This window comes from Pseudomonas sp. CCI3.1 (assembly GCF_034313985.1).
Classification (GTDB): domain Bacteria; phylum Pseudomonadota; class Gammaproteobacteria; order Pseudomonadales; family Pseudomonadaceae; genus Aquipseudomonas; species Aquipseudomonas psychrophila.
This window is the reverse complement of the sequence record NZ_JAVIWO010000001.1, coordinates 4,155,246-4,168,343: the sequence shown is the minus strand read 5'-3', so window position 1 is coordinate 4,168,343 and position 13,098 is coordinate 4,155,246. Positions and strand designations below refer to the sequence as shown.

The following is a 13,098-nucleotide window of genomic DNA, read 5'->3' as shown; positions in this document are numbered from 1 at the left end:
GTTCAGTACTCCAACTCGGTCATGGGCTGCACCAGCGGCTGCAATGAGGCTCGCACCTGCTCGGCACTTTCGAGCCCCAGCACGTGCTGCGCCAGGGTCTGGCACGCCGAAAAATCAAGCTCGCGGACCCGGGCCTTGATCGTCGGTATCAACGGCACGCTTACTGACAATTCATCAACCCCCAGCCCCAGCAACACCGGCACCGCCAGCGTCTCGGAGGCCAGCGCACCGCACACGCCAACCCATTTGCCATGAGCATGGGCGGCCTTGACCGTGGTGGCGATCAGACGCAATACCGCCGGGTGCAAGCTGTCCGCCTGGCTGGCCAGACGCGGATGATCACGATCCATCGCCAAGGTGTACTGGGTCAGGTCGTTGGTGCCGATGGAGAAAAAGTCGACCAGCGGCGCAAATAAATCCGCCATCAGGGCAGCCGCCGGCACTTCGATCATGATCCCAAGCTTGGGCAGTGTGGTGATCCCCAACGCCTGGGCCTGTTCTTCCAGTAATTGGCGGGCCAGGCGCAACTCAGACAATTGGGTAACCATGGGCAGCATGATGTGCAAGCGGGTCAGGTCGGCACTGGCCAGAATCGCGCTGAACTGCTCACGCAGCAATTGAGGACGTTCCAGGCACAGGCGAATCCCGCGCATGCCCAAGAACGGATTGGCTTCGTGCTCCATCGGTACGTAAGCCAGAGGTTTGTCGCCCCCCACATCCAGCGTGCGTACCACCAGGTTGTGCTCAGCCCCCACGATACGCGCGATAGCACTGTAGGTGGACACCTGCTCCTCGTGGCTTGGAGCGCTGTTGCGCTCCAGATACAAAAATTCGGAGCGCAACAAGCCCACGCCTTGCGCGCCGAGGACCACTGCTTGCTCGGCTTCAGCCAGGGACGCGATATTGGCACTGACTTCAACATGCCGCCCGTCCAGGGTGCAGGCCGCCAAAGCCGCCTGCTGCAGGTCCCGCTGCTGGCGCTCGTGCTGCCGGGCACGCTGAAGAGTGAGTTGCTGGATGCGTTCAGGGGCCGGGTTCAGGAGCAGCTCTGCCCGATCAGCATCGAGCACGACGGGCGTACCATTGGCCAGCGCCAGCACCGGGTGCGACATTGCGCACATCGCCGGCAAGCCCAGTGCCCGGGCCAAAATCGCAACATGGCTGGTGGCGCCTCCACCGACGGTGGCAAAACCCGCCACTTTGCGGGTATCCAGCGAGGCAGTCTGTGATGGGGTCAGTTGTTCGGCAATCAGAATGGCGTGGTTGGGTAACTCCAGCGCGCTGTCCTGCACGCCCAGCATCAACTTGAGAACCCGCTGGCCGACGTCCTCCAGATCCAGCGCACGCTCGGCCAGCAAGTGACTGCCCAGACTTTTGAACAGTGTCGAGGTGGCCTGCGTGGCGCTTTGCCAGGCGAATGCTGCGCTCTTGCCCTGCTCGATCAGCGCATAGGCCTGCTCCAGCAAGCCCGGGTCCTGAAGCAACTCTTGATGGGCCTTGAAAATCTCGGCCTGAGCCTTGCCCGCAGCGTTGTCACACAGCATTTGCAGCGCAGCGTTGGCATCGGCCAGGCCCTGCTTTAAATGGTCGCTCTCGGTCTGAGCATGGGACGCAAACTCCGTGATGTGCAGCGCGCGTTCGTTGAGCTGAACCACATGACCGAAGGCCGAACCCGGTGATGCGCACACCCCGCGCAACACATCGGTTGCAACCGGTTCAGATGTAACAACGGGCGATGGCTCGACGGTGACGGCCCTAACCGTTTCGCCGCAACCGGACGCCAGCAGTTCGGACAACACCTTAAGGGCTTGATCGGCATCAGCACCCGCAGCGCTAAGATACACACTGTCACCATGAACCGTCTGCAAGGCCATGATCGCGATCAGCGACTTGGCATTGGCGCTCTCGTCCTGCTTATGCAGATGGATGCTTGACGCAAAGCCTTTCGCGGCCTGGGCGAAGACCGCTGCCGGGCGAGCATGCAGGCCGTTGGCATTCGGCAAGTCTTGTGGCGCTGAACGTTGTGCAGCCGTGGCCAGATCTTCTGTCACTGCCTCAGCCTGAGCCATCTGCACGCACAACACCGGCTCCCCGCTTTCAACCAGCTCGCTCACCAAGCCCCTCGGGGCAATGCTTTCGCCGCTCACCACCAGCATCAGGGTCAACAGGCTGCGGGCATGCAGCGCGATAAAGTCCGCGTCGAACTCAATCAGCGCCTGCCCCGCCGTCACCTGCTGGCCCTCCTCAACCAACGGGGTGAAACCTTTACCGCCCAGGCTCACCGTATCGAGCCCGATGTGCAGCAATACCTGAACGCCGTTGTCGCCCGTGATGCTCACAGCGTGCCCGGTGTGCTGCAGGTTGCTGATCACCCCGGCCAGCGGCGCGCAGAGCACCTGCGACGTTGGATCGATACACAGACCGTCGCCAATCAGGCGGCTGGCAAACACCGGATCGGGCACGTTCTCCAGCGCCATCAGCACACCCGACAGGGGCGCCAGCAATTCCAGTTGTTGGGATGTGACCATGACTTCACCTGCAGTTGATTCGGTTAAATGCCGATGGAGCACGAGCTCCGACAGCCCGCTTATTTCCACCAGTACTCGACTTGCAAGCCTGCGTTTGAGCCATGCCGTGCCGTGCCGAATGAACCGGTATCGGACAAGGCTGAACCGGCGTCCAACTCATTGGCTGCGCGTTGTGCGGCAGCGTTCCAGCTTGCATAGGTGTAGTACAAACGCACTTCAGGACGTGTCCAAAAGCCCGGCCCCTTAGGTGACCAGGTGGGTGCGAAGGTGAACTTGCTCAGCTTGCGCGTGCCGTCCGCTGCCTTGACTTGATCGTGCCCCAGTTCGGTTACCAATTTGAACTGTTCGGTGATCGCGTAGGCCGGGCGCACGCCCAGGGATAGCCACTCCTGATTGCCACCGTCAGGGCGAAAATCCTTCTGGTACACCGCCTCGATCTGTCCACCGAAACGCGGCGTCAGTTGCCAGTCGAAAAACTCGACAATCCGGTATCGCTTGCTGCTGTTATCGAGACGATAGTCACCGGTGTAACCCAGCCCGGTGCCGGAGCCTTCGCCATATTGCACGGCAAGTTTGTTCTTGCCGCCCAGGAATTCACTTTGCACATGCTGCGCAGTAATGGCCCAGCCGCTATGGGCATCAGTACGCTCGGGCTTGTCCAGGTAACTGAGACCAAACTCCAGTTCGCCGCCCGGATTGGTATTGAAACCGGCCACGTTGAAGTCGTGACGGGTCACGTAGTTTTCCTGGTAGAGGTTGTCTTTGCGCGACAGGGCGTAGCTGTATCTGAGGCCCCCGATCAACACGTCCTCGATCCCGGCACCCGTGGCGCTCTGGTTCCAGTAGTAGAAGTCGGAAATATGGATGTCGTTACGCTTGTAGTAGCGTCGCCCGGCCCACAGCGAGCCACCGTTGAGGCTCGGCAGGTTGGACCACTGCGCGTACAACTGCGGCAGGCGAGCCGATCCGTTGTCGCCTTGAAAGGTCAGTTGTCGGTCGTATTGGTTGTACAACGAAGCCATGCCATCGACGCTCAGCACCGAGCCGTCGTCGAAGCTGTACACGTCCTGGCGCAGTTCAAGCTCGGCGTACTGCTCACATTCGTTGCCCAGCCGGTATTTGGCCTCGGCACCGGGCAGTTTGAAGCACGATTGCTTGCCGCCATTGAGTGAGTTGCCCACACCACTTCGCAGGTATCCGGCAAATTCCAGGGCACTGGCTGAAAGCGGTGCCAGCAGGCACAGGCTGGCGATGCAAATGCTGTGGTTGAGTGAAGATTTCATGGAACGACCTTTTTATTGTTATGGGTAAAACGCTAGTGACTTCTGTGGGAGCGAGCCTGCTCGCGAAGGCCAGGTAGCCTTGTTCGCGAGCAGGCTCGCTCCCACAGAGGGTTACTTCAGGTGCAGGACAAAGGACTCGTACGGGCGCACATGCACAGTGTGCGTACGCACCGGACAATCGTCGTAGTTACTGATCAGCAGGCGTTGCGTCATGCCTGTATCGATTACCCCTTCTGGCAGTTCGATGTCACACGGGGCGCCGTAGAAGTTGTTGATCACCAGCAAGCTTTCACCGTCCCCCTGGCGCAAATACGCCCACACCCGGGAGTGCTCTGGCAACAACTGGCGATACTCACCGTGTTGAATCAGCGGCTCATCGCGGCGCAAGGCGATCAAGTGCCGATAGTGATGCAGCACCGAGGCCGGATCATTGAGCTGATCTTCAACGTTGATGAGTTGAGCGTTGCCGGGGATACCGATCCACGGCTCGGCACTGCTGAAACCGGCATTCGCCTGGTGATCCCATTGCATCGGTGTGCGGCTGTTGTCCCGCGACTTCTGCTTGATCGCGGCCATGCATTCATCATGGGACGCGCCTGCTTCACGCTTGAGGCGGTAGATGTTCAGGGTTTCGACATCACCGTACTGCTCAATATGTTCGAACCCCGGGTTGGTCATGCCAATCTCTTCGCCCTGATACACATACGGCGTGCCTTGAAGAAAGTGCAGCGCAGTGGCGAGCATCTTGGCCGAGACCACGCGGTGCTCACCGTCATCGCCAAAACGCGAGACCACACGGGGCTGGTCATGGTTACACCAGAACAAGGCATTCCACCCCCCGCCCGCCTGCATGCCGACTTGCCAGTCCGAGAGGATGCCCTTGAGCTGTTGAAAATCGAAATCAGCCCGTACCCACTTCTGCATGTTCGGGTAATCGACTTTCAGGTGATGAAAGTTGAAGGTCATCGACAGTTCTTTGCTGTCCGGGCGTGAATAGCGGATGCAGTGCTCAAGGCTGGTGGACGACATCTCGCCGACGCTGACCAGATCGTGACCCTCGAACACTTCGCGGTGCATCTCCTGCAGGTACTCGTGCACGCTGGGGCCGTCGGTGTAGAAGCGGCGCCCGTCGCTGCTGTCTTCCGGGAAATGCGCCGGTTTGGAGATCAGGTTGATCACGTCCAGACGAAAGCCGCCCACGCCCTTGTCCCGCCAAAAGCCCATCAGTTTGTACACTTCAGCTCGCACCTTGGGGTTATCCCAATTGAGGTCAGCCTGGGTATGGTCAAACAGATGCAGGAAGTACTGGCCGGTTTGCGCCTCGTATTCCCAGGCCGAACCACCGAACTTGGACTCCCAGTTATTGGGTTGATCACGCCAGATGTAAAAGTCGCGGTACGGGTTGTCGAGGCTGCTGCGCGCCTGCTGAAACCACTCGTGCTCGATGGAGGTGTGATTGACCACGATATCGAGCATCAGCTTGATGCCCCGGGCGCTGGCCTCGCTGATCAGTAACTCGCAATCAGCCATGGTGCCGTAGCTCGGATCGATGGCGTAGTAGTCGCTGATGTCATAGCCGTTGTCACGCTGGGGCGAGCGCAGAAAAGGCGTCAGCCACAGGTAGTCAACACCCAACCATTGGAGGTAGTCGAGTTTGTCGACCACCCCCAGCAAGTCGCCGGTCGCGTTGCCCGCGTGGCTGTAAAAGCTTTTTGGGTAGATCTGATAGATCACCGAACGCTGCCAGTCTTGCATGGGGGGTTCCTTAAAAACGGTGGGTGATCGATCAGGCGACGCGATAACCGGGACGAATGATTTTCAGGCTCAGGGCGCAGGTCAGGACAAACGGCACGACAATGGCCACCAGCATGCCGATCACAAACATCGGGATGTACTGCGGGATGATCGAGATAAAGCCCGGCAAGCCGCCGACGCCAATTGCCGAAGCCTGGACCTTGTTCAGCGACAGGAAAATACTGCCCAGCGCCGAGCCGATCAGGGCCGCGTAGAACGGAAATTTGTAGCGCAGGTTGATCCCGAACATGGCGGGCTCAGTGATCCCGAAATACGCAGAAACAGCAGAGGTGGAGGCCATGCTGCGTTCACGCACATTACGGCTCATGTAAAACACTCCGAGCGCGGCGCTGCCCTGGGCCAGATTGGACATCACGATCATCGGCCAGATAAACGTTCCGCCCTGGGTGGCGATCAGTTGCAGGTCAACGGCCAGGAACATGTGGTGCATGCCGGTGATCACCAGCGGTGCGTACAGCAGGCCGAAAATCATCCCGCCGAGCACGGGCGCCAGGTCAAACAGCATGACCACGCCTTCGGTAATCAGAATCCCGAGGTGGCGCGTCACCGGGCCAATGATTGCCAGCGCCAGCACACCCGTGATGACGATGGTGGTGATGGGCACAACCAGCAATTGAATGGCATTGGGCACCCGCGCCCGCAGCCATTTCTCGATCACGCTCATGACATAAGCGGCCATCAGGATCGGCAGGATTTGCCCCTGGTAACCCACCTTCTCGATCTGGAACACGCCCAGGATGTCGAAGTAAGGCAGGCTTTGCCCGTCAAGCCCGGCCACGGCCTTGCCGTAGTTCCAGGCATTGAGCAGGTCGGGGTGTACCAGCATCAGGCCCAGTACGATGCCGAGAATTTCGCTGCCACCAAAACGCTTGGCCGCCGACCAGCCCACCAAAGCAGGCAGGAACACAAAAGACGTATTGGCCATCAGGTTGATCAAGCTCCACACGCCGTCCAGGGACGGATAGGCATCGAGCAGGGTTTTATCGGCTATGAACATGCCTTTGGCGCCGAGCAGGTTGTTAACACCCATCAACAGGCCGGCAATGATCAGCGCGGGCAGGATGGGCATAAACACATCGGAGAACACTCGCACCAGACGCTGCATGGCGTTGGCCTTGTCGGCGCCCTTTTGCTTGACGTCGGCAATGGTGGCAGCGGCCAGGCCGGTCTGCTCGCGCAAGGCGGCATAGACCTTTTCAACTTCGCCGGGGCCGATCACGACTTGATACAGCCCGCCGGTGAAGAAGGAGCCTTTCACCAGATCGATCTGGTTGAGGGTTGCGCTGTCGACCCGGCTTGGGTCCTTGAGCGCCAGACGCAAGCGAGTCACGCAATGGGCGGCCTGCTCAACGTTGTCAGCGCCACCGAGGCTGTGCAGCAGTTCGCTGGCGATCTTGGAATAGTCGTGGCTCATGCGTTGTCTTCCGCTTGAATTTTTATTATGGAGCGTCGTTGTGGCAGCACGCAGAAACGAAAAATACTCGTCTGTACGAGTTAAAGCAACAACTGGTACAGACGAGTTTGAGTTTTTTTACCTGTCGCCCTGGCGCCAGTACTTGCACTGCCTATCCCCTGCCCTTAAGGTTCGGGCCCTGAGCCCCAACGGCATAGAGCCCTCGCCATGACTAAATACAATCAGATCTACACCGATCTGCTTGCCAGCATCACCACTGAACGCCTGGCCCGAGGCGCCCGCCTGCCGTCCGAAGCCGAGTTGATGGCCAGTTATGAGGCCAGCCGTGGCACCGTGCGCAAGGCCATCGAACAGCTTCAGGAGCGCGGCTTTGCGCAAAAGATCCATGGCAAAGGCACTTTCGTGCTGTCATCCAGCCCGATCGAGTTTCAGTTGGGTGGCATTGTCAGTTTCCAGGAAACCTACCCGCGGCTGGGCGATAACGTCAGCACGGACGTGGTGGAATTCACGCAATTTGCCCTTGAGGGCGCGTTGTGCGAGAAGTTCGATGTGCAAGCAGGCAGCCTCATCACCCGAATCAAACGGGTACGCCGCATAGATGGCAAACGGGTGATTCTGGACATCAACCATTTTGTGAGCGATCTGATTCCGGGGCTGAATCAAGAGATTGCCCAGCACTCGATTTATGCCTACATCGAGCAAACCCTGAACCTGCAGATCAGCTATGCCCAGCGCACCATTGAAGCGGTGCCGCGCAGCAAGGATGATCAACAGCATCTGGACCTGGACGGTCAGAGCCATGTGATCGTGGTGAGTAACCAGACATTTTTACAGGATGGGCGCCAGTTCGAGTACACCGAGTCGCGGCATACCCTGGACAAGTTTTACTTTTCGGATGTGGCGAGGCGCTAGAGTCAAAAGCACCCTCACCCCAGCCCTCTCACAGAGGGAGAGGGCGCCGGTTTGTGGCGCTGCACAGATCTTTTTTTGCCTTCAGTCCCCCTTCCCTCCGGGAGAGGGGCTCTTGATCTTGCCAACAATCACTTCGCTGCATACTTCGAACCACGCGGGCCATCCAGTTGCGCCTGCAGCATCAGCCACTCGCGCCGAATGATCGAATAAGGGATAAAAATGCTGACCCGCTCAGCCCCTTTCAAACCGGACTGAGTGATCACATCGTTCAATGTGGTCGAGTAAAAACCGGCATTAATCCCGACAATATTGCCGTCACTGCCGATAACCGGCCCGCCCGACATCCCCTTGACCAGCGGGGCATCGTGGATGGCATAAAGATCACCGCTATGTTCTTCGGTATTGCGGAAGGGCGTTTGATACACCTTGCCTTGGCCCGTGGTGGTCACCAGATAAGGGCTCAACCCCACCGCGGTGATACGTTCACCCACACGCGGTGCCCGCCAGGATGGATAGTGGCCGCTTGCTTTGTGCTTGATAAAGACCAAATCGCAATGGGTGCTACAACGGTAGGCAACATTGGGGATAAACGGAGTGTGCGCTGTCGTGACGGCGTAATCCTCATTCCATTGCACGGCCGAGGCCATGTACATAAACGGCATGGGAAAGCCTGAAAAGACCGCAAAGTACGAGTCATTAACAGGCCCCGACAAGTCGGGCTTCACGAATCCATTGCATCCTGCAGTAACAACTCCTATTAACAAGAAGGCCATGATCTTGATCATGATGAATCACCGACTTATAGGAAGAATGCAACTGGCTGCGATTGTCAGTATTTTGACAGCACAGATAATAGCGCTCCTAACTACTTGTTTTAGTGGGTCGCTGTATTACTTATGGCTGACAATTTAATAGCCCGTATGAATCAATCGAACTAAGCCCAATTGCTTTTTGAGCAACTAGGGAGTTCAAATAATTGGCGCCGAAAATGTGCTTAAATCGAGAAAATGAAACAGAAGTCTCTATGACCTAAAGAGCGCCTGAAGTGTAAACATGGATCCAATTATTCAGGACAATTGCAACGTGTTACAGCCCACAAAAAAGGCGGTCAATACCCGAAAATGTTGACCGCCTTATTTAAAACAAACCGGTTAAACGGTCTAAACCCTATAAATAAGCCTTTGCCTCTACAGGATGCCTGCGCAGTCAGTTTGTGCCGGCATCCTTTTTGGGAGCGCCAATGGTTTTGCGTTCACCCGTTGCCGAGACTTCGTACACGTTCATGACCCACGTGTCGGCGATCACGGTTTCAACCAGGTAATTCTTCTTGGCGTGCGGCGTGAATTGCTGCGCAGCAGGCTGCTCCTTGTCGAACGGCGTAGGCATGGGAATACCGTTAAAGGTAAACGGTTTGTCCTTGACCTCCCCTTTCACGGATACCGGTTTATCCGCTTCGACCAGCTTACTGATGCTGTCAGTACCACCGGCGATTTTCTTCAGGTAAGCCGGTACGCGCTTGAAGTAAGCAGAGTCATAAACCCGCTCACCCGCGCTCACTAATCCAGTAGTGGCATCGCCGTACATGTAACTGACAGGACGATCACCCTCGCCGCCTATAGTCCGGAAAGTCACGCTGGCTTGATGGTCATTCATGGCCAGTGGAACAACCGGTCCTGAAGTAAGATCACCCGCCTGGCGGCTGCTGCAGCCGGTCAAGACCAGAGCGAAAGTGATTGCTAATGGAAACGCCAAAGAAGTTTTCATTCGATCCCTGAATAGCCTGAAGAAGGACTGTGTAGAGGCATTTGCAGAACGAAAGTTCCCTGTATGCTGCCTGCGCTACCAGGGAGTTGAGCTGTCTGGCGATGAAAACCATGAGGAGGAACGCCATGCTCACGAAGAGCCTGTTACTGAGTTTTTGCGCTGTGTTACTGGTTGGCTGCACGGGAAGGGGCTTTCAACCGCCGGCTCCGGATTACACAAAATGGTACAAGGAGGGCGTATCCCAGACCGGGATCATTGCTGCGATGCGTGCGTGCGGATATACCAATGTTGATGGCGCAGGAGACAGGTCGCCAATCGATGTGAGGTTAATGAATTTCTATTGCATGAAAGACGCAGGCTTCAAGCGCAAAGATAACCTCGACATGTGCAAGCTCGGCCGCATTGGCGAATCGCCGGTGTGCGACGGCCGCCGTTAACCCATCACCCAAAGGACACACGGAATGAACAATCTACGCAATGGACTGTATGGCGCCGCATTGGCTCTGGCGGTAACAGCGCTGGGCGGTTGTGCCTCCTCGGCCGCGATCACCGGCGAGCCTGGGGTAGACATGGGCGACAGCTATCAGAAGGTGCTCGCGGTGGTCAGCCGCAACAATACCGTGACCAAACAGGTCGACGGCCAAGGCTTCCGGGCGGAGGGTTACTCAGCGATGTTCAAGGACTGTCGCGTCAAGTACTTCCTGTTCCAGGACGCCGATGGTTTGCAGCGCGTGAGCTATGAGCCGGCGCCACACCTGTCGGTCAACCAGAACTGCCGCCAGCCTTAACTTCCCCCTGCGAGTCGATACCTGATGAGACTGTTGCTTGTAATCCCCGCCGTGCTGCTAACGCTCGGCGGCTGCGGCCAAGTGGCGAACGTGCGTTCGCTGTCCACCGGCTATGTGCCCCCGCAGGGCGGCGAGACTGCCCGTATCCGCCTGCTCACCGACGGCCTGGTGCGCGCCGTGCCGGGGCGTGACTGTCTCGACTGGAACGTGCCCGGCGCGGGGGTGATGGCGTCGGCGAAACCCGGCTTCCCCGACCACAACGGCGAAAACCTCGGCATTCCCGGACCGATCTATTCGTTGGCAGGTTCGGTTTCGTCAGAGCTGCTGGTACCGGCGAACAAGCCGATCACACTCCATTATCTGGGGCGCCTGCAATATTCCCGGCAGTGTGCCAAGGCCATGACCTTCGTACCTCAGCCTGGCGTGGACTACATGGTGCAGGCCACCATGTCGGCGGACTGTTCGTTCCAGCTGGTTGAATTGGAGGCGGGCGGCAAGCAGTGGGCCATGGTCCAACCGCAGCCAGCGGGGAAGGTGTCAATGTGCAACGCGATTGATAACTTCTAGCCCGAAATCTGCGCGGACTGGTTGACGGCTGCGCGTGAAGAGCTTCAACACACACCTGCACCCCAGGGGAGATGGAAAATCAGTGATTGCTGATAACTGCACGGCTAAGCGTTCTCGATACCCTGTCGCATTCCTTATCCGCGACACGGTATTGATGTAGCTCTCTCACAAACGTACGAGGTGAGCCATTAAACACGCCATTGATGACGCAGGCTTCAAGCGCAGGGACAAGCTCGACCGCATTGGCGAATCACCGGAATGCGAAGGTCGCCGGTAAACCGTCCGCCAACCGATTGCCAAACCCAAAATACCAAAAGCCCGCAATTACGCGGGCTCCAGGGTATTTCTTGCTAGATGGTGCCGGTCAGTGCCGGACGTCCCATCATTCCCACTCAATCGTTGCCGGCGGCTTGCTCGACACGTCATACGTTACGCGGGAGATGCCTTCGATTTCGTTGATGATCCGGCCGCTGACGGTTTCAAGCAGCTCGTAAGGCAGATGCGCCCAACGTGCGGTCATGAAGTCGATGGTTTCTACGGCACGCAGGGCTACAACCCAGGCGTAACGACGGCCATCGCCTACAACGCCAACCGACTTGACCGGCTGGAACACCACGAATGCCTGGCTGACTTTGTGGTACCAGTCGGCCTTGCGCAGTTCTTCGATGAAGATGTGGTCAGCACGACGCAGGATGTCGGCGTATTCCTTCTTCACTTCACCCAGGATACGTACACCCAGGCCCGGGCCCGGGAACGGGTGACGGTAGACCATGTCGTACGGCAGGCCCAGTTCCAGGCCCAGACGACGGACTTCGTCCTTGAACAGTTCGCGCAACGGCTCAACCAGCTTGAGGTTCATCTCGTCCGGCAGGCCGCCCACGTTGTGGTGCGACTTGATGACGTGAGCCTTGCCGCTCTTGGCGCCAGCCGACTCGATCACGTCCGGGTAGATGGTGCCCTGCGCCAGGTACTTGATGTTGTCCAGCTTGCAGGACTCGGCATCGAACACGTCGATGAAAGTACGACCGATGATCTTGCGCTTCTTCTCTGGATCGCTTTCGCCAGCCAGGTTGTTCAGGAACTGATCGGCCGCATTGGCACGGATCACTTTAACGCCCATGTTCTCGGCGAACATGGCCATCACTTGCTCACCTTCGTGCAGGCGCAGCAGGCCGTTGTCCACGAATACGCACGTCAGCTGATCGCCGATTGCCTTGTGCAGCAACGCTGCAACCACCGAGGAGTCAACGCCGCCGGACAGGCCCAGCAATACGTTGTCAGTACCCACCTGGGCACGGATGTTGGCGATTGCGTCTTCAGCGATTTTCGACGGCGTCCACAGGGCTTCGCAGCCGCAGATGTCGAGGATAAAGCGCGACAGGATGCGGCCGCCCTGCTTGGTGTGGGTCACTTCCGGGTGGAACTGCACACCGTAGTAGCCACGTTCGTCGCTGAACATGCCAGCAATCGGGCAGCTTGGAGTGCTGGCCAGAACGTGGAAGTCGGATGGCATTTTGGTGACCTTGTCACCGTGGCTCATCCACACGTCCAGACCGAACAGGCCGTCAGCGTCGATATGGTCTTCAATGCCGTCCAGCAGGCGGCTTTTGCCAACCACGTCTACGCGGGCATAACCAAACTCACGCAGCTCGGAACCTTCAACCTTGCCGCCCAGCTGTTCAGCCATGGTCTGCATGCCGTAGCAGATACCGAAAACCGGTACGCCCAGGTCAAATACAGCTTGAGGCGCGCGAGGGCTGCCCGCTTCGTGCACGGATTCCGGGCCACCAGCAAGGATGATGCCTTTAGGTGCGAATTCGCGGATCGCTGCGTCATCCATGTCGAACGGGTGCAGTTCGCAGTAAACGCCGATTTCGCGCACGCGGCGGGCGATCAGTTGGGTGTACTGGGAACCGAAGTCCAGAATCAGAATGCGGTGGGCGTGAATGTCGAGGGCCATGACAAAATCTCGATTAATTTCAGAAACGACACGGGGCTGAATCAAACAGCCCCGGTGACTTAATTCG

General features: G+C 58.0%; 11 protein-coding genes. 4 read left to right on the top strand and 7 right to left on the bottom strand.

The annotated features are described in order from the left end of the window. Positions 1-2: 2 nt before the first annotated feature. The 4 genes from ptsP to treP all read right to left on the bottom strand — a co-directional run bounded on the left by ptsP (position 3) and on the right by treP (position 7,040). Entirely contained in the window at positions 3-2,528 is a 2,526-nt protein-coding gene (ptsP, locus tag RGV06_RS19150) for a phosphoenolpyruvate--protein phosphotransferase (protein ID WP_322150895.1), read from the bottom strand. A gap of 59 nt (positions 2,529-2,587) precedes the next feature. After that, positions 2,588-3,811 (bottom strand): maltoporin, encoded by a 1,224-nt coding sequence (locus RGV06_RS19145; protein WP_019823619.1) that lies wholly within the window; start codon positions 3,809-3,811, stop codon positions 2,588-2,590. A 111-nt stretch (positions 3,812-3,922) separates the two neighbouring features. Then, entirely contained in the window at positions 3,923-5,566 is a 1,644-nt protein-coding gene (gene treC, locus RGV06_RS19140) for an alpha,alpha-phosphotrehalase (protein ID WP_322150892.1), read from the bottom strand. A 31-nt stretch (positions 5,567-5,597) separates the two neighbouring features. After that, on the bottom strand, positions 5,598-7,040 hold the full coding sequence (gene treP, locus RGV06_RS19135; protein ID WP_019823621.1) for a PTS system trehalose-specific EIIBC component: 1,443 nt from the start codon (positions 7,038-7,040) through the stop codon (positions 5,598-5,600). Between the two features lie 207 nt (positions 7,041-7,247). On the opposite strand from treP, the gene treR reads away from it, so the two are divergent. Next, on the top strand, positions 7,248-7,952 hold the full coding sequence (gene treR / locus RGV06_RS19130; protein ID WP_019823622.1) for a trehalose operon repressor: 705 nt from the start codon (positions 7,248-7,250) through the stop codon (positions 7,950-7,952). Between the two features lie 128 nt (positions 7,953-8,080). Here the strand turns inward: treR and RGV06_RS19125 are convergent, their stop codons facing one another. Then, positions 8,081-8,737: a trypsin-like peptidase domain-containing protein gene (locus tag RGV06_RS19125; RefSeq protein ID WP_037031930.1), complete on the bottom strand. Its 657-nt coding sequence runs from the start codon at positions 8,735-8,737 to the stop codon at positions 8,081-8,083. Between the two features lie 421 nt (positions 8,738-9,158). Further along, on the bottom strand, positions 9,159-9,716 hold the full coding sequence (locus RGV06_RS19120; protein ID WP_198820834.1) for a hypothetical protein: 558 nt from the start codon (positions 9,714-9,716) through the stop codon (positions 9,159-9,161). Between the two features lie 125 nt (positions 9,717-9,841). Here RGV06_RS19120 and RGV06_RS19115 point away from each other — a divergent pair, with 125 nt between their 5' ends. From RGV06_RS19115 to RGV06_RS19105, 3 genes are read left to right on the top strand one after another with little or no spacing between them, the layout of a single operon-like run. Further along, positions 9,842-10,153, top strand: coding sequence for a hypothetical protein (locus RGV06_RS19115; protein ID WP_046810681.1), 312 nt, complete (start codon positions 9,842-9,844; stop codon positions 10,151-10,153). A 24-nt stretch (positions 10,154-10,177) separates the two neighbouring features. Then, positions 10,178-10,504, top strand: coding sequence for a hypothetical protein (locus RGV06_RS19110; protein ID WP_046810682.1), 327 nt, complete (start codon positions 10,178-10,180; stop codon positions 10,502-10,504). A gap of 24 nt (positions 10,505-10,528) precedes the next feature. Then, positions 10,529-11,071, top strand: a complete 543-nt coding sequence (locus RGV06_RS19105; protein ID WP_322150889.1) for a hypothetical protein — start codon at positions 10,529-10,531, stop codon at positions 11,069-11,071. Between the two features lie 382 nt (positions 11,072-11,453). On the opposite strand, the gene guaA is transcribed toward RGV06_RS19105, so the two are convergent. After that, positions 11,454-13,031 (bottom strand): glutamine-hydrolyzing GMP synthase, encoded by a 1,578-nt coding sequence (gene guaA, locus RGV06_RS19100; protein ID WP_019823631.1) that lies wholly within the window; start codon positions 13,029-13,031, stop codon positions 11,454-11,456. Positions 13,032-13,098: the final 67 nt, after the last annotated feature.